Source organism: Mesorhizobium sp. AR02 (assembly GCF_024746835.1).
Lineage (GTDB): Bacteria > Pseudomonadota > Alphaproteobacteria > Rhizobiales > Rhizobiaceae > Mesorhizobium.
This window is the reverse complement of record NZ_CP080531.1, coordinates 2,754,773-2,778,376: the sequence shown is the minus strand read 5'-3', so window position 1 is coordinate 2,778,376 and position 23,604 is coordinate 2,754,773. Positions and strand designations below refer to the sequence as shown.

At 62.2% G+C, this 23,604-nt stretch carries 23 protein-coding genes and 1 pseudogene; 14 read left to right on the top strand and 10 right to left on the bottom strand.

The genetic code is table 11. The features are described from left to right. Positions 1-116: 116 nt before the first annotated feature. Positions 117-731 carry a transglutaminase-like cysteine peptidase gene (locus DBIPINDM_RS17450; RefSeq protein WP_258588399.1) on the top strand — a complete coding sequence of 205 codons (615 nt, stop codon included), beginning with the start codon at positions 117-119 and terminating at the stop codon, positions 729-731. 447 nt (positions 732-1,178) lie between these two features. Further along, entirely contained in the window at positions 1,179-1,433 is a 255-nt protein-coding gene (locus DBIPINDM_RS17445) for a hypothetical protein (RefSeq protein WP_258588398.1), read from the top strand. 90 nt (positions 1,434-1,523) lie between these two features. On the opposite strand, the gene DBIPINDM_RS17440 is transcribed toward DBIPINDM_RS17445, so the two are convergent. The 4 genes from DBIPINDM_RS17440 to DBIPINDM_RS17425 are packed head-to-tail and all read right to left on the bottom strand — an operon-like array spanning position 1,524 to position 4,268. Next, on the bottom strand, positions 1,524-1,892 hold the full coding sequence (locus tag DBIPINDM_RS17440; protein WP_258588397.1) for a helix-turn-helix domain-containing protein: 369 nt from the start codon (positions 1,890-1,892) through the stop codon (positions 1,524-1,526). 19 nt (positions 1,893-1,911) lie between these two features. Continuing rightward, a complete protein-coding gene (locus DBIPINDM_RS17435) occupies positions 1,912-2,442 on the bottom strand; it encodes a Smr/MutS family protein (RefSeq protein ID WP_258588396.1) in 531 nt (176 codons plus the stop codon). After that, positions 2,442-3,539 (bottom strand): murein transglycosylase A, encoded by a 1,098-nt coding sequence (locus DBIPINDM_RS17430; protein ID WP_258588395.1) that lies wholly within the window; start codon positions 3,537-3,539, stop codon positions 2,442-2,444. The genes DBIPINDM_RS17435 and DBIPINDM_RS17430 overlap by 1 nt, the downstream gene beginning before the upstream one ends. 21 nt (positions 3,540-3,560) lie before the next feature. After that, positions 3,561-4,268 (bottom strand): Tim44/TimA family putative adaptor protein, encoded by a 708-nt coding sequence (locus DBIPINDM_RS17425; protein ID WP_258588394.1) that lies wholly within the window; start codon positions 4,266-4,268, stop codon positions 3,561-3,563. Between the two features lie 217 nt (positions 4,269-4,485). Between DBIPINDM_RS17425 and DBIPINDM_RS17420 the strand changes: the two genes are divergently transcribed. From DBIPINDM_RS17420 to DBIPINDM_RS17405, 4 genes are all read left to right on the top strand, one after another. Then, a complete protein-coding gene (locus DBIPINDM_RS17420; RefSeq protein WP_027041086.1) occupies positions 4,486-4,986 on the top strand; it encodes an FxsA family protein in 501 nt (166 codons plus the stop codon). 478 nt (positions 4,987-5,464) lie between these two features. Next, positions 5,465-5,971: a protein-export chaperone SecB gene (gene secB, locus DBIPINDM_RS17415; protein WP_258588393.1), complete on the top strand. Its 507-nt coding sequence runs from the start codon at positions 5,465-5,467 to the stop codon at positions 5,969-5,971. Between the two features lie 534 nt (positions 5,972-6,505). Beyond that, a complete protein-coding gene (locus tag DBIPINDM_RS17410) occupies positions 6,506-8,146 on the top strand; it encodes an ABC transporter substrate-binding protein (protein WP_258588392.1) in 1,641 nt (546 codons plus the stop codon). 402 nt (positions 8,147-8,548) lie between these two features. Beyond that, positions 8,549-8,782, top strand: coding sequence for a hypothetical protein (locus DBIPINDM_RS17405; RefSeq protein WP_258588391.1), 234 nt, complete (start codon positions 8,549-8,551; stop codon positions 8,780-8,782). A gap of 718 nt (positions 8,783-9,500) precedes the next feature. Here DBIPINDM_RS17405 and DBIPINDM_RS17400 read toward each other — a convergent pair. Next, complete coding sequence (locus DBIPINDM_RS17400) at positions 9,501-10,013, bottom strand: hypothetical protein (protein WP_258588390.1); 513 nt, start codon at positions 10,011-10,013, stop codon at positions 9,501-9,503. A gap of 418 nt (positions 10,014-10,431) precedes the next feature. Here DBIPINDM_RS17400 and DBIPINDM_RS17395 point away from each other — a divergent pair, with 418 nt between their 5' ends. After that, positions 10,432-12,678 (top strand): DEAD/DEAH box helicase family protein, encoded by a 2,247-nt coding sequence (locus tag DBIPINDM_RS17395; RefSeq protein WP_258588389.1) that lies wholly within the window; start codon positions 10,432-10,434, stop codon positions 12,676-12,678. 279 nt (positions 12,679-12,957) lie between these two features. On the opposite strand, the gene lepA is transcribed toward DBIPINDM_RS17395, so the two are convergent. Continuing rightward, a complete protein-coding gene (lepA, locus tag DBIPINDM_RS17390) occupies positions 12,958-14,763 on the bottom strand; it encodes a translation elongation factor 4 (protein ID WP_095202822.1) in 1,806 nt (601 codons plus the stop codon). A 208-nt stretch (positions 14,764-14,971) separates the two neighbouring features. Between lepA and DBIPINDM_RS17385 the strand changes: the two genes are divergently transcribed. The 5 genes from DBIPINDM_RS17385 to msrA all read left to right on the top strand — a co-directional run bounded on the left by DBIPINDM_RS17385 (position 14,972) and on the right by msrA (position 18,818). Next, the gene (locus DBIPINDM_RS17385; RefSeq protein WP_258588388.1) at positions 14,972-16,048 is read left to right on the top strand and encodes a TadE/TadG family type IV pilus assembly protein; all 1,077 of its coding nucleotides are present in this window, start codon (positions 14,972-14,974) and stop codon (positions 16,046-16,048) included. 303 nt (positions 16,049-16,351) lie between these two features. Continuing rightward, positions 16,352-16,678, top strand: coding sequence for a hypothetical protein (locus DBIPINDM_RS17380; protein ID WP_258588387.1), 327 nt, complete (start codon positions 16,352-16,354; stop codon positions 16,676-16,678). Positions 16,679-16,795: 117 nt separating this feature from the next. Next, positions 16,796-17,500 (top strand): DUF1223 domain-containing protein, encoded by a 705-nt coding sequence (locus DBIPINDM_RS17375; RefSeq protein ID WP_258588386.1) that lies wholly within the window; start codon positions 16,796-16,798, stop codon positions 17,498-17,500. A gap of 84 nt (positions 17,501-17,584) precedes the next feature. Further along, positions 17,585-17,860 (top strand): hypothetical protein, encoded by a 276-nt coding sequence (locus DBIPINDM_RS17370; protein ID WP_258588385.1) that lies wholly within the window; start codon positions 17,585-17,587, stop codon positions 17,858-17,860. A gap of 229 nt (positions 17,861-18,089) precedes the next feature. Beyond that, positions 18,090-18,818 (top strand): peptide-methionine (S)-S-oxide reductase MsrA, encoded by a 729-nt coding sequence (gene msrA / locus DBIPINDM_RS17365; protein WP_258588384.1) that lies wholly within the window; start codon positions 18,090-18,092, stop codon positions 18,816-18,818. 106 nt (positions 18,819-18,924) lie between these two features. Here the strand turns inward: msrA and DBIPINDM_RS17360 are convergent, their stop codons facing one another. The 3 genes from DBIPINDM_RS17360 to DBIPINDM_RS17350 form a co-directional block, all read right to left on the bottom strand. Next, a complete protein-coding gene (locus DBIPINDM_RS17360) occupies positions 18,925-19,431 on the bottom strand; it encodes a hypothetical protein (protein WP_258588383.1) in 507 nt (168 codons plus the stop codon). 71 nt (positions 19,432-19,502) lie between these two features. Next, positions 19,503-19,793 carry a hypothetical protein gene (locus tag DBIPINDM_RS17355; protein WP_258588382.1) on the bottom strand — a complete coding sequence of 97 codons (291 nt, stop codon included), beginning with the start codon at positions 19,791-19,793 and terminating at the stop codon, positions 19,503-19,505. Beyond that, positions 19,771-20,043 carry a DUF4242 domain-containing protein gene (locus tag DBIPINDM_RS17350; protein ID WP_258588381.1) on the bottom strand — a complete coding sequence of 91 codons (273 nt, stop codon included), beginning with the start codon at positions 20,041-20,043 and terminating at the stop codon, positions 19,771-19,773. The genes DBIPINDM_RS17355 and DBIPINDM_RS17350 overlap by 23 nt, the downstream gene beginning before the upstream one ends. Before the next feature lie 236 nt (positions 20,044-20,279). On the opposite strand from DBIPINDM_RS17350, the gene DBIPINDM_RS17345 reads away from it, so the two are divergent. Beyond that, positions 20,280-22,874, top strand: coding sequence for an ATP-binding protein (locus DBIPINDM_RS17345; protein WP_416361762.1), 2,595 nt, complete (start codon positions 20,280-20,282; stop codon positions 22,872-22,874). Positions 22,875-22,886: 12 nt separating this feature from the next. Here DBIPINDM_RS17345 and DBIPINDM_RS17340 read toward each other — a convergent pair. Beyond that, a pseudogene (locus tag DBIPINDM_RS17340) lies at positions 22,887-23,105 on the bottom strand (cytochrome d ubiquinol oxidase subunit II); the annotation flags it as partial. Positions 23,106-23,181: 76 nt separating this feature from the next. Between DBIPINDM_RS17340 and DBIPINDM_RS17335 the strand changes: the two are divergent. Continuing rightward, positions 23,182-23,490 carry a hypothetical protein gene (locus DBIPINDM_RS17335; protein WP_258588379.1) on the top strand — a complete coding sequence of 103 codons (309 nt, stop codon included), beginning with the start codon at positions 23,182-23,184 and terminating at the stop codon, positions 23,488-23,490. Positions 23,491-23,604: the final 114 nt, after the last annotated feature.

The following is a 23,604-nucleotide window of genomic DNA, read 5'->3' as shown; positions in this document are numbered from 1 at the left end:
CAAGTGACGCTGGCCCTCCCCGCGGGTAACCATGCTGCCAATCAGCCTGTCGTCGTAATTGACACGGACTGTCAATCGCCCTTAACGTTTCGTTAACAACAGGGTGAGCGGGGACAATGAATTCCTCAACAATGGCGAGAAGGCTGCGTTTGTGCGTGGCTGCGGCCGGTCTGGCAGCCACGGGAAGCTGGCCGGCATTGGCTGCCGGAGCGATGGCGACCGGGGGCATCACCTCGCAGCCGATCGGCCACTATGATTTCTGCAAGCTGCACCCCGGCGAATGCTCGATCCGTCCGAGCAATCTGGCACCGGCCAGGATGACCGACGGGCTGATGCGCAAGCTGATCAACGTCACCGCCAGGGTCAACGCCGCCGTCAAGCCGATGAGTGACATGGAGAACTACGGCAAGGACGAGGTCTGGACCTATCCCGACAACGGCTATGGCGATTGCGAGGACTATGTCCTGGAAAAGCGCCGCCGGCTGTCCCACATGGGCATCTCGCTTGCCGATCTGCTCATCACCGTGGTGCGCAAGCCCGATGGCGAAGGCCATTCCGTGCTGACGGTGCGCACCGACAAGGGCGACTACGTGCTCGACAATCTGACCGACAAGGTCAAGGCCTGGGACCAGACCGGCTACCGCTTCCTCAAGCGGCAGGCGATCGACAACACCGGCCGCTGGGTCTCCATCCGCGGCGGCCAGCAGGTTCTGGTGGGGTCGGTGGAATAGGACCGGTAGCGGCTTTAGGAGCGCCGCTCCTTTCGCTACGCCTGTTGTCGGTTATTCCAGGCAAATAGCAAAGGCTGGCGCTGCCCCTCATTGCCCTGCCGGGCATTTCTCCCCGTAAACGGGGAGAAAGACGCCGTCATCGCCGCTTTCGCCAATCATCGATGTACAAGCGCCAACCGCGCGGCTGTTGCCTTCTCCCCGTTCACGGGGGTGAGGCGTGGTCCGCGCAGCGGACGAAAAGCCAATTGCTTGGCTTTTCGAACAACGAACGCCCGAAGCGACAGCGAAGGGCCGGGGTGCCCGAAGGGCGGATGAGGGGCGGCGCCAACATGGCCAGCCGCGCATCTCGCGCATTCCCCGAAAATTTCGCATCCCTCCATGAACCATTTCCGTTCGCCCGGCGACACACAGCCGTGAATGACGAAAACCCAACCATGGAGATTTCAAATGACTGCTTTCCTGCGTAACACCCTTCTCGCCGCCGTCGCGGTATCCGCTTTTGCCGGATCCGCTCTGGCTGGTCAGACCGACACGAGCTGCGTCAAGACCACGCTCAATGACCTTTGGGCCGGCCGTTGTTGCGGCACTACCGGTGCATCGGACTGCCTGGGCGGCGGCAATGGTGGCCGCGACCATAATGACAATGGCCGCCCGGGCACCAACGGCGGCAACCCCAATGGCGGCCCGACCGGCAAGCCGTGATTTCACCACAGCTGCCCGCTGGCTGCCGCCGGCGGGCACTGTCTTGCAGCGAGCGGATATTCAACCCTCCCAAAATCCGGGCAAAACCAGTTACTTCAGCCGGCCAAGTGCGGCACGGATCGAGGCGGTGATGCGGCGCAGCTCCGCTTCGTCCAGTTTCTCGATGTTCTCGGCCAGCAGATTGGCGAGTTCGGTGGCGGCGGGGTTGAGGCCCGACGTGTCGAGTTTTACGCGTGGATGCGAGGCTTCGGCCAGCCGCGCCAACTCCTCGGCATCGTCCCAGATGATGTTGAAATAGCCGATGATCTTCTGGATCAGCGTCCAGGTCGGCGCGCCGCGCCTGCCATGCTCGAGCGCCGACAGATAGGCGGCGCTGACGCCGATCGCCGCCGCCATGTCCTTCTGGCTGACGCCGCGCTCGGCTCGCAGCGCCCGCAGCTTCTCGCCGAACGGCGTCATGCGCCTGGCCTCACAGCCCTCATGCGCGCACCCGCCGCAGCCTGATATAGAGCGCGCCCGAGCCGCCATGGTTGCGGGCGGCATGGTCGTGGCTGGAGACCAGCGGCCGGAACGCCGGCGTCGACAGCCAGGCGGGCACGGCGCGCCGCAGCACGCCGTCGCCGCCGGAGGACGATCCCTTGCCGGTGATGACCAGCACATAGCGGATGCCGCCGGCATGCGCCCGGTGCAGGAACGAGAACAGCAGCGAATAGGCCTCGTCCTGCGTCATGCCATGCAGGTCGACGCGGCCCTCGATCGGCAGCCGGCCCTTCGACAATTTGTCCAGCGTCGGTTCGTCGAGCCGGTGTGTGACGTGCTGCACCTTCGGCTTCACCGCACCCGGCGCATTGGCGGCGGGCTGAGCCGTCTGCGTCGTCGTCGGCTTGGCCTCGATGGCCATGTCGGGGATGTCGACCGAAATCCTGCCCTTGAGCGGCTTGGCCGTGCGAGCCACCAGGTTCCACAGCACCCGGTCGTCCTCGCTGAGCCTGTCCGGGCGCTTGCTCATCAGGCACCCCCGGCCAGCGCGCGCGGCACCAGCGCGTAGAAATCGGCGGCGTTGCGCACCACGCCGGCGATCTCGCCGGCGGCATCGCCCGAGCCGGCAAACAGATCGCCCCGCGCCGGCCCGGTGATGGCCGAGCCGGTGTCCTGCGCGATCATCAGCCGTCGGAACGGTTTTGCGTCGAAGGCGGTCAGCGTCGGCGCGTCGATATGGAACGGCGTGCCGAATGTGTGCAGCAGCCGGTCGACTGCAACCGAGCGGCCCGGCGTCAGCGGCACCTTGGCGGCGGCGATCGGGCCGAGCGCGGCGTCCTCGACGTCGGCCTCGCGGAAGAAGATGTAGGAGCGGTTCTGCCACAGGATCTCGTCGACGCGGTCCGGATGCGCCTTGAACCAGGCGCGGATCGACTGCATCGTCACTTCGGCGAGCGGGATTTCACCCAGCTCGCTCAGCACCTTGCCCGGCCCGGTGAAACGCTGGCCGGATTTGGCGGCGTAGGTGACGCGGCAAAGCCGGCCGTCGGTCATGGCGAGCCGTGCCGCCCCTTGCACATGGATGAAGAAGGCATCGACCTTGTCGGCCAGCCAGGCGATCTCCAGCCCTTGGCTCCTGAGCGCGCCGCGCTCGATCGTGCCACGGTCAGGATATTCGGCCAGTCCGTCCGCTGTCCGGCGCGCGAAGGCGAGATAAGAATCCATCCCTTGCGGCCGGTTGGCGTCGTCGACATCGACGAGATCGGCCGGGCGCGACAACAGCGGCACGGCAAAACGCTCCGTCCGCACCGGCGAAGCCTGGACTTGCGGCTCGTAGAAGCCGGTGACGAGGCCGGCGCCGGTTTCGGAGCGGACCAGCATGGGGACAAAATGGCGTTCGAAGAAGGCGCGGGCCTCCGAGCGGTTCACCGGCGAGGCGGCGCGCGCTTCGGCGTAAGCCTCCGCGAAGGCGCTGAAATCGACGCCGAGCGCGCCGCTGCGATAGGGTTTTACCAGCACATGGAAGGCGGAGCGGCGAAAAGCCTCGAAGGCCGGCAGATGGTCGTCGTCGCCCCAGCCAGGTAGGTCGCCAAAGGACCTTTCAACAAGGAGAGGCGACAGCGACACCGGAGCCCGCCTGTTCCGGACTCAGTCTTCTTCTTCGGTGGCGACGAGCTTCCAGTTCGGATCGCGCGAGCGCGTATCGCGGGCGAAGGTCCAGACATCCTTGACCTCGGCCACGGTTTCCGGATCGCCGTCGATGACGGCACCGGCCTTGTCGCGCGTCGCCGAAATCAGTTCGCTGATGATGCGCAGCGTCACATGCGCCTCGCCGCCCTTCATCTCGGCCGAGACGATATCGGCCTTGTCGATGCCGACGAAGGAGGACTGGATCTTTTCCGACTTGGCCTCGCGTTCGCCGATCGCGGCGACGAAACCGTCGAAAACCTCGCGCGACAACAGGTTCTTCAGCGTTTTGCGGTCGCCGTCGGCATAGGCCATGACGATCATCTCATAGGCCATCTTGGCGCCGTCGACGAAACCCTTCGGATCGAAGGACGGATCATTGTCCTTGATCGTGCGCAGGCCCTTGTTGAGATCGGTGTCGGGTTTGGCGAAGGCGTCGATCGCCGTATAGGCGTCGGCCGGCGCCGGTTCGCCCGGCAGCCGCTTGCGCGGCAGCGAAACGACATTCTCGGGCTTCTGCGTGGCGTCCTTGTCGGTGCGCGCCGCCGTATAGGGATCGAAGGGCGGCCGCTCGCTCCCGGTCCGACGGCCCAGCACGTTGCGCAGCTGGAAGAAGATCACCACCGCCGCGATCAGGAAGAAAATCGTGCCGAAGTCGAAGAATCCCATATCTTCCGCCAATCAATCCCTGCCTCGAGGCCGGACCATCCAGCCAACAAGCCGCGGTCGCATAGCGTTCAACATTCAAAGCATATAGAACGCAAGGTGCAATCATTCAAATCAAAGGCAGGCATACCTATCTAATAGCCTCCGTGCCAGCGGCGATTGGTCGCCAGCGGGACAAAACAATCGAAACGACCAAAACGACCGAAAAGGTTGCCAGGACTTGCGCATTTCGCTGCTTCCCCTCTTTCTTCTCGCACTGCCGCTGCTGGAAATCGCCGGTTTCGTCATTGTCGGCCGCGAGGTCGGCGCGCTGGCGACGGTCGGCCTGGTGCTGGCGTCGAGCATCGCCGGCGTGCTTCTGCTCAGGCACCAGGGTTTTGGCGTCATGGCGCGGGTGCGCGCCGAGATGGATGCCGGCCATGATCCCAGCCGCCATCTCGCCCACGGCGCCATGATCGTGGTCGCCGCGATCCTGTTGATCATCCCCGGCTTCATCACGGACATTATCGGCCTGCTGCTGTTTCTGCCGCCGGTGCGCGACCTTGCCTGGCGCCGGTTCAAGGGCCGCATCGTCGTCGCCACCGACTTCTCGGCCGGCGGTTTTCGCGGCCGCCAGCGCGACAAGGTCATCGACCTCGACGACGGCGACTATTCGCGCGAGGACGATTTCAAGCGCGGACCGGACCACAACTCGCCGTGGCGGCGTCTCAAGGACGACTGAGAACGCGGTTGCAGTGTTCTGATTTGTTCTGAAAGGCCAGCGCCGCCCCAGCTAGGCTCCTTTCCTCTCCCTCCGGAGGGGGGAGAGGTGGCTCGGCGAAGCCGAGACGGAGTGGGGGAACCACCTGGCAAGCACCGCGAACGGATATTGAAAAGGGCGCAAGGCGCAGGCATTGCCTCGCCTTGCGCCCAAGGGTCGACCCCCACTCCGTCGAGCTTCGCTCGACACCTCTCCCCCGATCGACGGGGGAGAGGAAGGGCGCCCTTCCGCAACGGCCGCGGGGGACGGGCAGCCAGATGAGGGGCGGCGCCGACCTCGACGATGATCTCTCCACACCCAACCGCAGCCAACACAGCCTATGGCGATTGCCCCCGAGCCCCAAGGCGGCAAACCTTGTCTTGTCATGCCGGCCATGGTAGCGAACGCCCGATTTCAATTCGGTCAGCAACGCTGCCCAGGGGAAAAGGATATCAGGCTCATGGCCAGCAATGATGACGCGCCGGTCGGCGCGGCCAACGGAAACGGCAACACGGCGGCGCAGCCGTCGCTCAACGTGCTCGCCCAGTATGTGAAGGACCTGTCCTTCGAAAGCCCCGGCGCGCCGAACTCGCTGCGCGGCCGCGACAAGGCCCCCGGCATCGCCATCAACGTCAATGTCAACGCCAACCCGCTCTCCGACAAGCAGTTCGATGTCAATCTGACGCTGAACGCCAAGGCCTCCTTCGACCAGGAAGTGCTGTTCAACGTCGAGCTGGTCTATGGCGGCGTCTTCGCCATCTCGGGCTTCCCGCAGGAGCACATGCTGCCGATCCTGTTCATCGAATGCCCGCGGCTTCTGTTCCCATTCGCCCGCCAGATCATCGCCGAGGCAACCCGCAATGGCGGCTTCCCGCCGCTGATGCTCGACCCAATCGACTTCGCGCAGATGTTCCAGCAGAAGATCGCCGAAGACCAGGCCGCGGCCTCGAAGGTCAAGGTGAGCTGAACTATCTACAGAATGCCTCGAAAAACCCGGCCTTGAGCCGGGTTTTTTGTTGCCTTGATGACCCGCGACGCTGGTGGGACAGCACCCATAGGCGCCACCTTAACCGGGTTCTGGTCGATCGAAATACAACGGTCGAGCCATGGGTCGACCCCCACTCCGTCGAGCTTCGCTCGCCACCTCTCCCCCGATCGACGGGGGAGAGGAAAGGCGCGAGTTTACCGACCCTGGCGTCTTTCCTCTCCCTCCGGAGGGGGGAGAGGTGGCTCGGCGAAGCCGAGACGGAGTGGGGGAAGCCGCTGGTGAAACGCGAAGCCGCAGGCCAGGAGGGCGGAACTCGGCAGCCACCAGGGCTGGATTGCCCCACAGGCCACGGCCTACCCCCCTGCGGAGCACCGCACAACTCCTGCGGATTCCAGAACACTCCCTCACGTCACCCAGCCCTATCATCGCCGCCTCAGGCAAAGGCGTCCCGGCGGTCGCAGCCGCCCCCGCGTTGGCGATTCGTCGGGACGCCCAACGACAAAGGGAACGACGATGAAATTCATGCTGACCGACCGCAAACTGCACCCGCAAGCCAAGCCCGTCGCCGACGATTTCAAAAAGGGTGGCATCAACCGCCGCGAATATTTTGCCCTGATGGCCGGCCTCGGCGTCAGCGCCGCCGGCGCGCTCGCGCTTGGCGGCCTGACCGCGACCCTGGCCCGTGCCGCCGAGCCCAGGAAGGGTGGCACCTTGCGCGTCGCCATGAACGTCAAGGGTTTCAAGGACCCGCGCACCTTCGACGGCGTCGAAATGTCCAATGTCGCCCGCCACTGCAACGAATATCTGGTGCGCTGGAACACCGATTTCTCGTTCGAGCCCTGGCTCCTGGAAAAATGGGAGATGAGCGACGACGCCAAAACCCTGACGCTGCATGTGCGCAAGGGCATTTCCTGGTCGAACGGCGACACCTTCAACGCCGACGATGTCGTCCACAACCTCACCCGCTGGTGCGAGGCCGGCGTCGCCGGCAATTCGGTCGCCGCGCGCATGGGCGCCCTGGTCAATGCCGACACCAAGAAGGTGGTCGATGGCGGCATCGAGAAGGTCGACGACTTCACCATCAAGCTGAATTTGCCAAAACCCGACATTTCGCTGATCGCCGGCATGGCGGACTACCCCGCGTTGATCATGCACCGCTCCTATGACGGCGACGGCGACCCCATGAAGGCGCTCGCCATCACCACCGGCCCCTGCGAGCTGGTCAGCTGGGGCGCCGAGACCACCGCCGAAGTGCGCCGCAAGGACAAGCCCTGGTGGAAGGGCGAGTTCTGGCTCGACGGTATCAAATGGGTCGACTACGGCTCCGACCCCAACGCCATGCTGTCGGCCTTCGAATCTGGCGAGATCGACACCGACCACGAAACCGCTTCCGACGCCGTCGCGCAGACCGACAAGATGGGGCTCAAAAATTCCGAGATCGCCACCGGCTCCACCATCGTCGCCCGCTTCAATATCGGCAACGCGCCCTATGACGACATCCAGCTGCGCCGCGCCGCCCAGCTCGCCGTCGACAATTCAGCCGTGCTGAAGCTCGGCCTCGACGGCAGGGGCAAGCCCGCCGACAACCACCATGTCGGCCCCATGCATCCCGAATATGCCGATATCGGCCCGGCCAAACGCGACGTGGAGGAGGCGAAGAAACTGCTCGCCGTCTCCGGCAAGGCTGACCATGAATACGAGCTGATCTCGGTCGACGTCGAATGGCAGAAGAGCACGGGCGACGCGATTGCCGCGCAGATGCGCGAGGCCGGCCTCAAGATCAAGCGCACCGTGCTGCCCGCCGCCACCTTCTGGAACGACTGGAGCAAATATCCTTTCTCCTGCACCGAATGGCTCGGCCGTCCGCTCGGCGTCCAGGTGCTGGCGCTCGCCTACAAATCGGGTGCCGCCTGGAACGAAAGCGCCTACGCCAGCAAGGAGTTCGACGACCTCCTCGACAAGGCGCTCGCCACCCCCGATGCCAAGGCCCGCAAGGAGATCATGGCCGGCATCGAGAAGAATCTGCGCGACTCGGGCATCATCATCCAACCCTACTGGCGCTCGGTGTACAGGACCTATCGCAAAGGGGTGGAGGGGTGTGAGCAGCACCAGGCGCTGGAGCAGCATTTTGAGAAGGTTTGGTTGGAGGGGTGAGCCCTGCCGTTCTTAGGTTCCTCGCCCCCACGGAAGTGGGGGAGAGGTGGCCCGGCGAAGCCGGGACGGAGCGGGGGACGCCCTCCGCGAAGCCAAAACCGTATCAGGAATGAGCTGGCTGACACGACAGCAACCCTTGAGAAATTACCTCCCAACGCCGCGCTGGCCCCTCTCCGTCCCGGCTTTGCCGGGCCACCTCTCCCCACTCCGTGGGGCGAGGAACCAGCGCCCTACCGCCCCCCTCACACCAGCCCCAACATTTCATGTACGACGCAAAGCGTGCGACGCCAGGCGGTGGACCGCCGCCGCCACAGGGCGCATGGTTGCGCTGTCGCTGGCCACGCAATGGGCGCTGGTGCTTGAGAGTGTCAGCGTACTCCCGCCCTTGTCGGGAGCAATGCAATGGAAGACCCCACCGGGCCGCCGCTTACTTTTCATGCGCTGCGCAGGGCGTTCAAGACATCCATTGCCGAACACCTCATCCCTGAGGCGCAATGGGCCGACCACTGCAAGGCCCTGCTGCGCGAACTCACGGACAAGGCGCATGTCGACAGCGGCCTCGTCAACTGGATTGTTCGCGGCGAGATGGCCGGGCGCATGCAGCGGCAGGGAAGTGGCCGGCGCGCGTGCCGGTGAAGACAATTGCCTGAGTCCCGCGCCGGCCACTGGCGACCTGATAAAGGTCCGCCGCCCGATTTTTGTAGCCGGCGATGCGAGCACGATCAACCAAGCCGGGCCGTTGGTACGGTTTTGTACAAAACCCTGCTGTGATCGCCGGGAGAGCGACGGGTGGAAGCCTGGAAGGCTCTAGTGCGGGCAGACCGACACTGGACACGCCACAGCCGTCACGGCCGAAAGCTTCTCGCGCCTGTTCAGCGTCGGCTTTGCATAGATCTTTTTCACGGATAGTCCCCCAATGGCCCACGCCCAATGACGCTGGTGTCCACCTGATGTCAATACGGGCGGACATGCCTCGGGGTGGACTACCGCCGAAGTCAGCGCCGCCCCTCATTGCAGGCAGGTGAGGGCAACGCCGACGTCTCCTATGAGGCGCCGGCTTGTTGTCCTTGGGTTCCTCGCCCCCACGGAGTGGGGAGAGGTGGCCCGGCGAAGCCGGGACGGAGCGGGGGACGCCCTACGCAAAGCCAAAACCCTATCAGGCATAGAGTCTGGCTGACACGACAGGAAGCCTATCAGAAATGCTGGGAACAACCTCCCAAACGCCGCGCTGGCCCCTCTCCGTCCCGGCTTCGCCGGGCCACCTCTCCCCACTTCGTGGGGCGAGGAACCAGCGCCATACCGTCCCACCTCACACCAACACCTGAAGTGTTGCTGCGGATTTCGGCGGTCGCCCTCATCGCCCATCCCTCAGCAGCGTCCAGATCCACCCAACAAACGTCAGCACCAGGAACGGATAGCCGGCGGCGGGCAGCGGCGCCGAGGTCGGCAGCAAGGGCGCGCCCCAGAGGATCATGCCAGCCGAGACGACAAACAGCACGGCGGCCACGAGCGCGGTGAGCCGCATCCACAGCGCAAAAACCTTCGGTGCGCTGACCATGACCAGTGCCGCCGCCCAAAGCGAAATGCCGCCGACATAGGAGGGCACGCTGGCCTCCAGCCCCGCCGCGTTGCCGGCCAGCAGCAGGCTCTCGCCGGCCAGGAAAGTCAGGAAGCCCGCGGCGACGCAGTCATTGCCCAGCCGCTGGTATTTCATGGTGAGCAGCGCGGTGCCGACCACGAGCGCCGCGCCGTCGATCGTCCAGAGCGTTTCGCGCAGCGGAGCGCTGGCGACGAAGGTGCCGGCCAGGCCGAAGGCGCCGCCGATGGCGAGGCCGAGAGAGGCGACGATGTCTGATGTGGAGCGCATGTGATGTCTCCCCAAAGCAGGGCGAAGGATACTTCGGGAAAGGGCGCTCCGAAAGTAGCCCCGACCCAACAGGCCGGGTGCCACACTTCCGCACGAAAAAACCGAAGATCGCCGCTATCGTGGAAGGCCCGAGCGCCGAAAGAAAGGTCACTATGGAGTCTATTATAGATTTCGGCGCGGTGTGAGTATGGTGCTTAGAGTGAGAGCGGAAAACCTGGAAGGTGTCGAGGGGGTGGCGACTAGGCGGAAGGCAGAACATTCAACGAAAACAAATACCTAGTCAGTGTACCAAGTAGTTATCAAAAGGGTTTGGCAACAGGTAGCCTGAGCCGGGTTCCTCGCACATAAGCCGGAAAACAATATACTATACTGCGAAGAAAAGTCGTGTAAGGCTATCGCCAGTTCTTGGGAGGCTAATATGGTTGAAAAATTTGACTTCGGAGGATTGAAGAAGCCGGGTGCCGGCGACAAACCTCACGATCCAAAAGAAATATTTAGCCGTCGACCCTCTGGGAAATCCTCAATAAAAGAACTTTGGCAAGGTCAGGCTCTTGCCCTCGATGATTGGTCCAAGCACTACGATAAAAATACCATTATATCAATGTACACAGGCGCGGGAAAGACGCTGGTCGGCGTATTAATAGCTCAAAGCTACATCAATCGCGGATATCAAAATGTACTGTACGCCTGCCCCACGATTGATCTTATCAGGCAGACTTTAAAAGAAGCAAATTCTGTTGGAATAAGTCCAACAACGTACTACGGGAGTACATTCTCCGATGACAAATTTGAACAAGGAAAGTCATTTTGTGTAACAACATATCAAGCACTATTGCCGGCGCGAACAAAGTTCAAAGGCGCGAAGGCCCCAGGGGCAATTATATTCGATGACGCACATGTGGGAGAGCGGCTTGTTCGGGAGGCATTCACGATAGTTGCAAACAAGGCGTATCATCCAGAGCTGTTTCATTCCCTTGCGGCCGAAATTCGCACCATTTTTGACGAATTAAATATTGCTCACAACTTCGATCAGGCGGTTAACGAATCTAGCGGCGGAATTGCTCTTACGCCACCGGTGGGTGTATTCAAGCATTCCAATCGAATACAAGAGATACTAAAAAGCAATATATCTGACAAAGACACGTCGAACATACTATCTCTTGACTATTTAAAAGGGCGTTTAGGGTTTTGTGTCATAACAATTTCGCGAGAACGTATTGAAATAACTCCGCCATTTCTCCCTTCTCTGCATATGAATATTCTAGAAGATAATGCGACACCAAAAGTGTTTCTGTCGGCGACGATTCAGTCGAAGGCTGACGTCATTCGAGCATTTGGCCGGTCATCAATTCCGATTGAACCGCCTGTGGACGCGGGCCGGGGCGAGAGAGTTCTTCTTTTTGGCAGTTCGATATCCAAGTTCACCAATGACACGGGCAACGTGCGAAAACTTAGCCAGCGCCACAAAGTTCTGATCGCCGTCCCAAGTGACAAAAGGGCGTTGTCCTGGCGGACAGTGGTGGATCAACCGTCCAATGACGCTGATTTTACAGCTAGGCTGAACGCATTCCGTGCCGCAGATAGTGGCGCTTTCATTCTTGTGGGACGATACGACGGCATAGACCTCCCGGACGATCAATGCAGAATAATGGTGGTGGACGGATTACCCGTCGGCATTACCCAGCTTGAGCGCTACTCTTTCGACACGCTGCGCCTGGATAGGGCTTTTCTTTCCACAGTCGCAAGCCGGATCACACAGCTCTTTGGGCGAATAAATCGCGGCAAGAATGATTTTGGACTATATATTATCCCCAATCGGGAGGTTGAGAATTGGATAAGAAACGCTCGAAATATTTCGAGCTTCCCCCGAATATTGCAGGAACAAATCCGTTTATCTGAATCATTCAACGAACAGATTAAGGATATTGATCTGGAACAAGTCGACGCCTTGATCGACCAGATTATAAATAGAGATGAGAACTGGATTTCGTTCTACGGCGCTCATATAGATAATCAAAATCTTGATGATAAAAAGATCGCTGATAGAGAAAAGGAAAATAAGTTAGATGATATTTACGCAAAGAAGGAATCAAGATTCATACTAAAGCTCTGGCAAAGCGACTTTGCCGGTGCCATTGACGAGTTTGATGGGGATTTCTCGGATATCTCGCAGATAAACCCAAGGCTGCACGGCTGGTATTCGCTCTGGGTCGGTATCGCTCATCTCGCTAACGGTGAGGACGATGCGATGTACGATTGGTTTGATGAGGCCCGCAAAAAACTTGGAGGCCGATTGCCGCTTCCTCGCAGACCTAGACCAGAAGGTCTCGAGTCGGATCTGCAGGATGAGACCACATTCTTGGAAGAGGGTCTCCGACAGTTTCTGACCCTTGAAAGGCCTATGTTGGTAAAGCGGATCGGAAAGGCAGCAGAGACGGTTGCGATGGCCTTTCAGCAGGATGATCACAAGAAGGCGGAAGAAGGAATACGGGAATTGGGCAGCGCCTTGGGCTTGGATGCGCGGCGACCATGCACTGATCACGGCGTCGGTCCCGACGGCATATGGATTGACCACAGAACAAAGAAGATTATTGGAATAGAGCTTAAGAGCGATAAGCAGGAATCTTCCGAGATCTCAAAAAAAAGACATCGGACAAAGCCATAATCACATTGAGTGGATTAGGAAAGAATTCCCAAAATATGATCTAGTCGGATTGCTAATATACACTCAATCAATAACTATTTCCGGAAAGGCAAGTCCCTCAGACTTGATGCATATTAGCTCGTTCGATTCGATGAGACAGCTTTGGCGTGAATTTAGTGCGATAGTTGGTGATTTGGGTGCATTGACGCCTGTAGAGCGATTTATAAATGCCAATCGTGTTGGCCAAGAGGAGAAGTGGTCGATAGAGGGCATACTTGCCAGTTTAACAAAGTAGCAGTCTCAATCGCCCATCTTCAGCGCCTGGATAAACGCCTCCTGCGGAATATCCACCTTGCCGAACTGCCGCATCCGCTTCTTGCCCTCTTTCTGCTTGTCCAGCAGCTTGCGTTTGCGCGAGACGTCGCCGCCGTAGCATTTGGCGGTCACGTCCTTGCGCAGCGCCGAGATGGTTTCCCGCGCAATGACCTTGCCGCCGATGGCGGCCTGGATCGGGATCTTGAACAGGTGATGCGGGATCAGCTCCTTCAGCTTCTCGCACATCTGCCGTCCGCGCTTTTCTGCCGCCGTGCGGTGCACCAGCATCGACAGCGCGTCGACCGGCTCCTCATTGACCAGGATCGACATTTTCACCAAATCGCCTTCGCGATAGTCCGTCAGGTGGTAGTCGAACGAGGCATAGCCCTTGGAGATCGATTTCAGCCGGTCATAGAAATCGAAGACGACTTCGTTGAGCGGCAGATCATAGGTCAGCATGGCGCGCTTGCCGACATAGGACAGGTCGGCCTGGATGCCGCGCCGGTCCTGGCAGAGCTTCAATATGCCGCCGAGATAGTCGTCGGGGGTCAGGATCGTGGCGCGGATCCACGGCTCCTCGATCGCCGAGATCTTCACCACGTCGGGCATGTCGGCCGGGTTGTGCAGTTCCTTCACCGAGCCGTCATTGAGGAGCAGCCGGTAGACGACGCTCGGCGCCGTGGCGATCAGGTCGAGGTTGAACTCGCGCTCCAGCCGCTCCTGGATGATTTCCAGATGCAGCAAGCCAAGGAAGCCGCAGCGATAGCCGAAGCCGAGCGCCGCAGAGGTTTCCATTTCATAGGAGAAGGACGCGTCGTTGAGGCGCAATTTGCCGACGGCGGCGCGCAGATCCTCGAAATCGGCGGCATCGACCGGGAACAGGCCGCAGAACACCACCGGCTGCGCCGGCTTGAAGCCGGGCAGCGCATGCGCGGTGGCGCGCTTGTCCTCGGTGATGGTGTCGCCGACGCGTGTGTCGGCCACTTCCTTGATCGAGCCGGTGAAGAAGCCGAACTCGCCGGGGCCGAGCTCGTCGACATTGATGCGGGCGGGCGTGAACACGCCGGTGCGCTCGACCAGATATTTGGCGCCGGTGCCCATCATGCGGATGGTCTGGCCCTTCTTCAGCACGCCGTCGATGATGCGCACCAGCACGATGACGCCGAGATAGGCGTCGTACCAGCTGTCGACCAGCATCGCCTTCAACGGTGCCGTCGCATCGCCTTCGCGCGGCGGCGGCAACTGGTGGACGATGGCTTCGAGCACATCGGGAATGCCAAGCCCGGTCTTGGCCGAGATCAGCACGGCGTTGGAGGCGTCGATGCCGATCACCTCCTCGACCTGCTCGCGGATGCGCTCGGGCTCGGCGGCTGGCAGGTCGACCTTGTTCAGCACCACGACGATCTCGTGGTTGTTGTCGATCGCCTGGTAGACATTGGCCAGCGTCTGCGCCTCGACGCCCTGGCTGGCGTCGACCACCAGCAGCGAACCCTCGCAGGCAGCGAGCGAGCGCGACACTTCATAGGCGAAGTCGACATGTCCGGGCGTGTCGATGAGGTTGAGAATATAGTCCTCGCCATTGTTGGCGCGGTATTTCAGCCGCACCGTCTGCGCCTTGATGGTGATGCCGCGTTCGCGCTCGATGTCCATCGAGTCCAGCACCTGCTCCTTCATGTCGCGCAGCTCCAGCCCGCCGGTGGACTGGATCAGCCGGTCGGCAAGCGTGGATTTGCCATGGTCGATATGGGCGACGATGGAGAAGTTGCGGATATGGTCGAGGGGCGTGCTCATCCGCGCGCTTTAGCAGGGGCAGCCTGCCCCGGCAAGGCTTGCGGCGCAAGGGCGGCGCCTTCGATCACAAAGCGGTGAGCGGCGCCAAAAAATCGAGAATACCGGCCTTGTGACCTCAGATGCATAAACTTTGATCGATCCTATTAGACCTTGATTTGCCGACTGCGTGGTATCTGCGCTGTCACTAATATCTCTTGGGGGTAGAAAAATGCTGAAACTTGCAGGCGGGTTTGCCCGTTCGCGCAGCGGCTCCATGATGCCGCTGTTCTTCCTGAGCCTGGTGCCATTGATCACCGTCGTCGGCTTCTCGGTCGACTACACCGATGCCGTCCAGACCCGCTCCAACATGCAGGAAGCGCTGGATGCCGCGACGCTGGCCATCACCACGCTGCCGACGACCACAACGCTGCCGGCCCGCCAGCAGGCGCTGCAGGACAATTTTGTCGCCAACAATGGCGAGGGCACGGCGACGCTGGTGAGCTTCAACGTCTCCGCCAACGGCACCGTTACCGCGCAGACTTCGGCGAGCTATGCCATGCCGACCGATTTCATGACCATTGCCAGGATCGCCACCGTGCCGGTCGCCGTCACCTCCGGCGTCAACAAGGCGCCGGCCCTGGTGCAGGCCACCTTCCAGGTCACCAAGGTCTCCGGCTACTGGAACAAGACCATGAAGCTTTATGGCACGCAGTTCGGCGCGACCACAGCCAAGCCGCTAATGGAGATCGACTATGCCTACAACGGCTTTGGCGATCCCAAGGGCTACGGCACGAGCAACGTGTATACGATCACCAACAATGGTGGCGCAAACGTCAACACCCTCGTCCAGTCGCAGGTCTGCACGACCACGACGGTGAGCAACTTCAACAACCTGCCCACCGGGGCGATCACGCAAACCAGTGGCAACAGGAAATATGTCACCACCTGTGTCAACACCATGTATCCGGCCAACAGCCCCGGCGCGGTCATCGATGTCAGCCAGATGGGCCAGCTCTATCTGGAGATGGATGTGCCCTCGGGCAATCCGACCGTGCTGAAGTCGAACGACCCGACCACCTCGGACCGGCTCTACATCGGCACGAGCGCAACGGTCATGCCCGAGGTCGCGGCCGGCCAGATCGTCGACATCTTCTCCGCTGTGCCTTGCGGCGCGACGGGTTACCAGGCCTGGGAAGACGGCGGCAACGCGGTGCCGGCCGATGTCAGCAACGCCGACTTCTTCTACAATGTTACCGGCAAATGCGACTTCAACCAGCGCCCCTCGCTGACGGCGCTGACACAGTAGGGGGCCTGCTCTTTACCTTCTCCTCTTGTGGGGCCTGAAGGGCGGGCGAGGCCAGTGACTCGCCCCGGGCGGTGGATCGCCGCGTAGCGGCGAGACGGATGAGGGGTGCTCCAGCTTGGCAAGGACGGCGATCCGTCACGCACCCCTCATCCGTCTCGCCGCTACGCGGCGATCCACCTTCTCCCGCAAGGGGAGAAGGGAAAGGCACCCTCAATGCGCACTCAATCTTGATTGGGCAAGGTGTTGGCGGCCTGGGTCGGCATGGCCTAGCGTGCGGCACGTCAACTCTTGGAGAAGAACGCGATGCCGGACCCCGTGCTGCGTGTGTCCATCTTGCGCTGCGATGCCACGAAGTTCGCGTTGTTGCGAAGTATGATGCTGGAGGCCGAGGCAGATCTTCGGCCCGGCATCGAGGCCATGCCAGGGCTGCTCGTCTTCTACGCCGGCGCGGACGAGGCGACTCTGTCGCTGATCAACACCAGTGTCTGGGACACGCTGGAGCACGCCAGGCAACTCGATACCTTCCAGCCCATGCTGGATGCAGGCAAGCGATTTGTCGCGGCAGGCGCAACGTTCGAGCGGCCGATCATGCACTACACCTCACTGTGGCGTTTTGGGCAGCTCGCATAAGCCTGGTGGTAATGGCGCCTGATCACAAACCGGTGAGCGCTGTAACGAAGCGGCAATGGGCAGCGAAGTGGGGGAATGACCGGCGCATCTCAGCGCCGTCCCACACGGAGCCAGCCGATGCCGAGATCACCAGCCAGAAGCTTCATCGCATTGTCCAGCCTGGGCACCCTTGCGCTCGCCGCCTCGCTCGGTGCCGCTGGCGCGCAGCCGCTCAGCGTGGTCGAGCTGTTCACCAGCCAGGGCTGCTCGTCCTGCCCGCCGGCCAACGCCAACCTCATCAAGGTCAAGGATCAGCCCGGCGTGCTGGCACTGTCCTTCAACGTCACCTACTGGGATTACCTCGGCTGGAAGGACACGTTCGGAAAACAGGAATTCACCCAGCGCCAGGTTTCCTACGAGCCGCCGCTTGGCCATGACGGGCCGTTCACGCCACAAGTGGTGGTCAACGGCCATGCCGATGTCGTCGGCGCCGCCCCCGGCGAGATCGAGCATCTGATCGCGGCGACGGCCAAGACCGGCGGCCCCTCGCTGTCGCTTGGCGACGGCAAGGTCGCGATCGGCGCCGGCGCCGCACCGGGCGGCAAGGCCGATGTCTGGCTGGTGCGCTATGCCAAGGGCGTCGTGCAGGTGCCGGTGGCGCGCGGCGAAAACACCGGCCGCACGCTGCCGCACGCCAATGTCGTGCATGCGCTGACAAAACTCGGCAGCTGGACCGGCGGCGCCACCGCCTATGCGCTGCCCGCCGCGTCCGGGGGCTTGAGCACCGCCGTGCTCGTGCAATCGCCGGGCGGCGGACCGATCCTGGCCGCCGCCACCAACTGATCATCCTTTTATCGCGCGGGGCCGTGGAACGCGGCAACGCATCACCCGGCCCGCTTCCGCGCGCCAAAACCCAAGGAGACTCTCATGACCAAGTACCTGACCCTGCCGGCGCTCGCCTTCGCGCTTTCGGCCGCCGTTTTCGTCGCCGGCGCCCGCGCCGACGACACGACCAACGCGATGAAGCCCGCCAATGCGATGACCACCGACGCCATGAAGCCGGCGACAGATGCCATGAAGCCGGCGGATGCCATGAAGCCCGCGACCGATGCGATGAAACCCGCCGACGCGATGACGACCAATGCGATGAAGCCTGCGACGGACGCCATGAAGCCGGCGGATGCGATGAAGCCGGCGCAGTAAACCAGGCTACACGGCCCCTCACCCAGCCTCCGCTTCGCTCGGCTGACCTCTCCCCGAGGGGGAGAGGAGACTGTCAGCGCCGGCGTCAATCTCTTCTCCCCTCGGGGAGAAGGTGGCCCGAAGGGCCGGATGAGGGGGAGCGCCGCCGACAGCCGCCGCCGCACGGCAAAGTGAGACCCTCTCGGCGGCTTGGATCGTGTATATTGGAACAACAACAGGAGATCAGAACATGACCCGTATCGAAAAGACACGGCCGTTCTTTACCCGCGGCGCGCTGGCCGTGCTCGGTTTTGCAGCGGTGGCGGCGGCCGCCTTCTGGCAGACCCCGGCGCGCTCAGCCGAAGACGCGGTGGTGATCCCGCCGCCGGCGCTCGACGAAAAGGCGTCCCCGGGCAGCGAGACGGCAATCTTCGCGGGCGGCTGCTTCTGGGGGGTGCAGGGCGTGTTCCAGCACGTCAAGGGCGTCAGCCAGGCCGTCTCCGGCTACACCGGCGGCGCCAAGGATGACGCCGTCTACGAGACCGTCGGCACCGGCCGCACCGGCCATGCCGAATCCGTCGAGATCACCTATGATCCGTCGAAGGTGACCTATGGCCAGCTGTTGCACGTCTATTTCTCGGTCGCCCACAATCCGACGCAGCTCAACTACCAGGGACCGGATTCCGGCACCCAGTACCGCTCGACGATCTTCGCCGAAAACGACGCGCAGAAGAAGATCGCGCAGAGCTACATCGACCAGCTCGACAAGGCCAAGCTGTATGCCGCGCCGATCGTCACCACGATCGAGACCGGCAAGACCTTTTATCCGGCCGAGAACTACCACCAGGACTTTCTGACGCTGAACCCGACCTATCCCTACATCGTCTACAACGACCTGCCCAAGGTGGCGAACCTGAAGCTGCTGTTCCCGGCGCTGTACAGCGAGAAGCCGGTGCTGGTGCTTTCCGCTTCGAACTGATCTTTCTCGCGGCACCCGGGGGTGAGTGACCCCCGGGACCAGTCGTATCCTGCCCGCCCCCGCCTGGATGGGCACTGGATGCCGTTGGTCCCGGGGCGAAGGCCGGCTACATGCCACCGGCCTTCATTGCATCGCACGACACGTCAGGGTTCATGTCGGCGAAGGTGCCGGTAGGGTTCTTCTTCCAGGCCCAGACATGCAGCTCGTAGAACGGGCCGAGGCCATAACGGTTGGGCGCGCTGTTGAAGTTGAACAGCTGCCCCTCGAGCGAAGCCGGGCCTTTCGATGTGATGTACTCCACCGCCACCAGCTTCTGCGTGCCGTCGGCCATCGGCTCGTACATCACCGCTTCCGGCTTCGCGAGATCGACGGCATCGTCTTTCAGGTAGGCCGCGTTGACGTAGTGGATGCCCATGGCGCCGCCGGTGATGCCGCTGGCGCAAGGGATCGGCGCATAGCCTTCGGCGGTCGCCATCGCCACGTTCTCGAAACGGCTGTTGGCTGCCCGCACTTTCTCATCCAGCGTGCCCGTATCATGGGCATTCGCCGCGGTGGCCGCGATCGACAGGATCGACAGGTTGATGAGGTGTTTGGTCCACAGATGGATGTTCATTTTCTCTCCTCGTTGTTGAAGGTGCGCGCGGGAGCAGCCGCTCCCGCCGCGGCGTCGGATGGCTACGCGTATCAGTGGTTTGACCGGGTGAAGTCCCAGTATTGCGGCAGCTCCACGAGCTCCGGCAGGCCGATGTCGCGTCTCAGATAATCGTCCTGCGGAGGCAACCGGCGCCGACTCTTGCGCAATGGTGCGAACAGCAACGTGGCAAGCCCCCGGAAAAACCGGCCCAGTAACGGGCCTCGTCGGACTGGTCTCGAAGCCGCCAACACCTCGTTGAACGGTTCATCAGGCAAGCTGCCATCGCCGCGAAGGGCAGTTGGATGGTCATTGTCGGGATCAACGATAAAAGTAAGGGTCAAGGACCCGCACCTCCGTGATCTTGTCGACCGGCAGGGCGTTTTTCTGGGCAGTGCTGCGGATCGCTTCCGGCGAGGGCGCATCGTAGATGCAGAAGCTCTGCTTCTTGTCGGGCGAGACGAAGGACTGCACCCAGGTCACGCCTTTTTCGGCGTTGCGCATGATGACGCCGCCCAGCCCATCGGCGCCGGCATCGTTCATCGGTACGCTGAGGCCATTTGGAAATGTGCGTTCAACCACATAGCGAGGCATATCGGGTTTCCCTTTTGTGTTGTTCACGCTCGATTTGAGCGCGGCTGGACATTGATCACGCTCGCAAAGGGCGCACATCGGAACCTTTCCCTATATTTTGTGGGAAGATTCCCTATATTGGGGTCGTTATGTGGAGAATGGCACCGAAATGTGTGGAGGGTCACACTTAAGGGCAAGCGCCTTGGACAGTCGTGGCGGATGTCCAGCGCAGCGGCGAAACCGACCCCATTTGAGCGATGACGATGCTTCTGGAACGGCAGGCGCAACTGGCGCAACTGGACGAACTTTTGGCGGAAGCCGGACGCGGACGCGGACGCGTCGCGGCGTTGGTGGGCGAGGCCGGGGCCGGCAAGTCGGCGCTTGTCGAGGCCTTCATCGGCGAGTTCGGCCAGAGCGCGCGCATCTTCCGCAGCGCTTGCGAGGATCTGTCGATTCCCGATCCGCTCGGGCCGCTCTACGATCTCGCCCGCGAGGCGCAATGGGCAATGCCGCAGGCGGTCGCCGCGCGCCGGGGAGAACGGCTGCCGCTGTTTTCCGACGCGCTCGATGTCTTCGAGGCGAGAACGGGCGCGACGCTGCTGGTGATCGAGGACCTGCACTGGGCCGATGACGCGACGCTCGACTTCGTCCGCTTTCTCGGCCGGCGCATCGCCAACACCCACATCCTTTTGCTTTTGACGGCGCGCACCGACCGCAGCGAGGGCCAGATGCGCGTGCGCCGGGCGCTGGGTGAAATCCCGGCCGGCAGCGTCGCGCGCATCGACGTGCCGCTGCTCAGCGAAGCGGCGGTGCTGTCACTCGCCGCAGGCGCCGGCCGTGACGGCGATGCTATCTACCGGGCGACTGCCGGCAACGCCTTTTTCGTCACCGAACTGTTGAGCGCCGAAAATGAAGCGGCGCTGCCGGCCAGCGTGCGCGATGCGGTGCTGGCGCGCGCCGAACGCCTGTCGGCCGGCGCCCGCGCGATGCTCGATGCCGTCTCGGTGTTTCCCAGGCGCGCCGACGCCTGGGCCTTGACCGGCCTGTGCGGCGTGGCCAGCGCCGGCCAGCTGACCGAATGCGTCGCCAATGGCCTGCTCGACGATCTCGGCGATGCCTACGCCTTCCGCCACGAGATTGCCCGCCGGGCCATCGAGACGATGCTGACCACCAGCCACCGGCGGGAATTCAACCAGCGCGCGCTGTCGGCGCTGCTCGAAAGGGGCGACATCGCCACCGCGCGGCTGGTCCATCACGCGGTGGAGGCGCACAATCTGGAGACGGTGCGCGAACTCGCGCCCATCGCCGCCCGCGAGGCCTCCCGCGTCGGCGCCCATCGCGACGCCGCCGGCTACTATGAGGTGGCCTTGCGCCAGGCCGATACCTTGCCTGAGGAAGAGCGCGCCGGCCTCTACGAGCACTATGCCTTCGAGTGCCATTTGATTGCGCGCATCGACGAGGCCATCAAGGCGCAAGAACAGGCGCGTGTGTTGCAACAGGCGCTTGGCAATACGCTGAAGGAAGGCGACAGCCTCAGATGGCTGTCACGTTTCGCCTATCTTCTGGGCGATCGACAGGCCGCCGACATCTTCGGCGCCAGGGCGGTCGCGTTGCTGGAGACCGTTCCGGCCAGTGCCGAGCTTGCCATGGCCTATTCCAACCTTTCTCAACTGGCGATGCTGGCCGAAAGGCTGGACGAGACCTTGGCGCTGGGCGCCAAGGCGATCGAGCTCGCCGAACGGTTAAACAGGCCGGAAGTCGTTTGCCATGCGCTCAACAATGTCGGCGCCGCCGAGCAGTGGCTGGACCTGGACTCAAGCCGGCTGCATCTTGCCCGCAGCCTCGAAATCGCGCTTGAGCAGAATTTTCAGGAGCATGCCGCGCGTGCCTTCACCAATTGTGCTTGCGGTGAAATGAACCAGCTGGGCTACAGCCAGGCCCAAGCCTTCCTTGATCGCGGTATCGACTATTGCGTCGAGAACGATCTGGCGACGTGGCGCGATTACATGCGTGGTGTAAGGGCACAGTTGCTGCTGCGCCGTGGATGCTGGGATGAGGCGGCTGCCGAGGCACTGGATGTGATTGCCAACGATCGGGCGACCGCCCTGGTGCGCTATCCCGCCCTGGTGGCGCTGTCGCGGCTAAGGATCCGCCGTGGCGACCCCTCGGCCGAGCCGCTGCTGGCGGAGATGAAGCAGTTTCTGCAAAAGGGAACCGAGCTGCAGCGGCTGTTGCCTTATGCCGCGGTGATTGCCGAACAGGCTTGGCTGGGCGAGGCAGACAAGGACGAGGCGCTGCGGCTGATCGGCCTTGCCGAAAGCCTGTCGCCGACGCGGGCGGTCTTCGCCGAACTGGCCGGCTGGCGGCAGCTGCTGGCACCCGATATCGATCCGGGCGACACATCAGGCATGGCCGCGCCCTACCGGATGCTGCTGGCCGGTGACTGGCGGGAGGCGGCCACGTTTTGGGCCGGCCTCGACGCCCCTTACGAACGCGCCCTGGCGCTCGCCCAGGGCGACGAGGCGGCGCAGCGGGAGGCGCTGGAGATTTTCGAGGCGCTCGGCGCCCGGCCGGTTGCAAGCCATGTGCGTGAACTCATGCGGCAGAACGGCGTCGTTCACATCGCCCGCGGGCCGCGCCGCACCACCCGCGCCAACAGCGCCGGCCTCACCCAGCGCCAGATGGAAGTGCTGCAGCTGATCGAGCGCGGCCTGTCCAACAAGCGCATTGCAGATCACCTCGCCATTTCGCCGAAGACGGTCGACCACCACGTCTCGGCGGTTTTGGGCAAGCTGGATGCGGTCTCGCGTGGAGAGGCCGCCGCCGCCGCGCGCGATTCAGGGTTGATCTGAAACCGCGGCGACTCAGTCGTAGGTCAGATACGTCGCCTTCCCGCCGAACACCCGGTAGGCATAGAAGGAATAGAAGATGATGACCGGCAGCACCACCACGGTGCCGACTAGGATGATGGCCAGGCTTTCGGTCGCCGACGCCGCTTGCCAGATGGTCGATTTATCGGGGACCACGAACGGGTAGAACGACCAGGCAAGACCGGCAAAGCTGAGCGCGAAGATGGCGGCGAGGCGTTTGACGATGTTGGAACTTATGGTACCCAGGCGTTAGATTTATTTTGCCGCGAGCCTGGAATTGGAGACATAGATGAGTATCCGTTTGTTGCCGGTGATCGGGATTTGCTTCGGGTTAATCGGATGCTCCACAATACAGGACGACGTCAAAAATGACCGTTCGTCGGCAATAGCCGGCTGCATCAAGAAAGTTGAGATCTCAAACCAGAAATTTAAGGCTGAAGCCTCCGCTTACATGGGCATTACCAGAGAGCGACTGCCGCAGGTATTTTGCGATCGGATGGCCAACGCGGTTGCATCAGGAAAGATCAATCAGAGCGACATAAACGGGTTGATCGAAACAGGAAAACTGACGGCAAAATTCCGATTCCTCAAAGGATAAATCCCAACCGCTTCTGTGGTGCGGGTGTTTAGCGCCCGACGTTTTTACGCGTCGCGTGCGTTGACGCCGCATGCCTGGGCGATTAGCTGAAGCGGTAGGATACGCCACCCTCTT

What these genes read in the sequence shown, in the direction of transcription:
- DBIPINDM_RS17450 (WP_258588399.1), top strand. Translation starts at nt 117, where the DNA reads ATGAATTCCTCAACAATGGCGAGAAGGCTGCGTTTGTGCGTGGCTGCG.
- DBIPINDM_RS17445 (WP_258588398.1), top strand. Translation starts at nt 1,179, where the DNA reads ATGACTGCTTTCCTGCGTAACACCCTTCTCGCCGCCGTCGCGGTATCC.
- DBIPINDM_RS17440 (WP_258588397.1), bottom strand. Translation starts at nt 1,892, where the DNA reads ATGACGCCGTTCGGCGAGAAGCTGCGGGCGCTGCGAGCCGAGCGCGGC.
- DBIPINDM_RS17435 (WP_258588396.1), bottom strand. Translation starts at nt 2,442, where the DNA reads ATGAGCAAGCGCCCGGACAGGCTCAGCGAGGACGACCGGGTGCTGTGG.
- DBIPINDM_RS17425 (WP_258588394.1), bottom strand. Translation starts at nt 4,268, where the DNA reads ATGGGATTCTTCGACTTCGGCACGATTTTCTTCCTGATCGCGGCGGTG.
- secB (WP_258588393.1), top strand. Translation starts at nt 5,465, where the DNA reads ATGGCCAGCAATGATGACGCGCCGGTCGGCGCGGCCAACGGAAACGGC.
- DBIPINDM_RS17410 (WP_258588392.1), top strand. Translation starts at nt 6,506, where the DNA reads ATGAAATTCATGCTGACCGACCGCAAACTGCACCCGCAAGCCAAGCCC.
- DBIPINDM_RS17405 (WP_258588391.1), top strand. Translation starts at nt 8,549, where the DNA reads ATGGAAGACCCCACCGGGCCGCCGCTTACTTTTCATGCGCTGCGCAGG.
- DBIPINDM_RS17400 (WP_258588390.1), bottom strand. Translation starts at nt 10,013, where the DNA reads ATGCGCTCCACATCAGACATCGTCGCCTCTCTCGGCCTCGCCATCGGC.
- DBIPINDM_RS17395 (WP_258588389.1), top strand. Translation starts at nt 10,432, where the DNA reads ATGGTTGAAAAATTTGACTTCGGAGGATTGAAGAAGCCGGGTGCCGGC.
- lepA (WP_095202822.1), bottom strand. Translation starts at nt 14,763, where the DNA reads ATGAGCACGCCCCTCGACCATATCCGCAACTTCTCCATCGTCGCCCAT.
- DBIPINDM_RS17385 (WP_258588388.1), top strand. Translation starts at nt 14,972, where the DNA reads ATGCTGAAACTTGCAGGCGGGTTTGCCCGTTCGCGCAGCGGCTCCATG.
- DBIPINDM_RS17380 (WP_258588387.1), top strand. Translation starts at nt 16,352, where the DNA reads ATGCCGGACCCCGTGCTGCGTGTGTCCATCTTGCGCTGCGATGCCACG.
- DBIPINDM_RS17375 (WP_258588386.1), top strand. Translation starts at nt 16,796, where the DNA reads ATGCCGAGATCACCAGCCAGAAGCTTCATCGCATTGTCCAGCCTGGGC.
- DBIPINDM_RS17370 (WP_258588385.1), top strand. Translation starts at nt 17,585, where the DNA reads ATGACCAAGTACCTGACCCTGCCGGCGCTCGCCTTCGCGCTTTCGGCC.
- msrA (WP_258588384.1), top strand. Translation starts at nt 18,090, where the DNA reads ATGACCCGTATCGAAAAGACACGGCCGTTCTTTACCCGCGGCGCGCTG.
- DBIPINDM_RS17360 (WP_258588383.1), bottom strand. Translation starts at nt 19,431, where the DNA reads ATGAACATCCATCTGTGGACCAAACACCTCATCAACCTGTCGATCCTG.
- DBIPINDM_RS17350 (WP_258588381.1), bottom strand. Translation starts at nt 20,043, where the DNA reads ATGCCTCGCTATGTGGTTGAACGCACATTTCCAAATGGCCTCAGCGTA.
- DBIPINDM_RS17345 (WP_416361762.1), top strand. Translation starts at nt 20,280, where the DNA reads ATGACGATGCTTCTGGAACGGCAGGCGCAACTGGCGCAACTGGACGAA.
- DBIPINDM_RS17335 (WP_258588379.1), top strand. Translation starts at nt 23,182, where the DNA reads ATGAGTATCCGTTTGTTGCCGGTGATCGGGATTTGCTTCGGGTTAATC.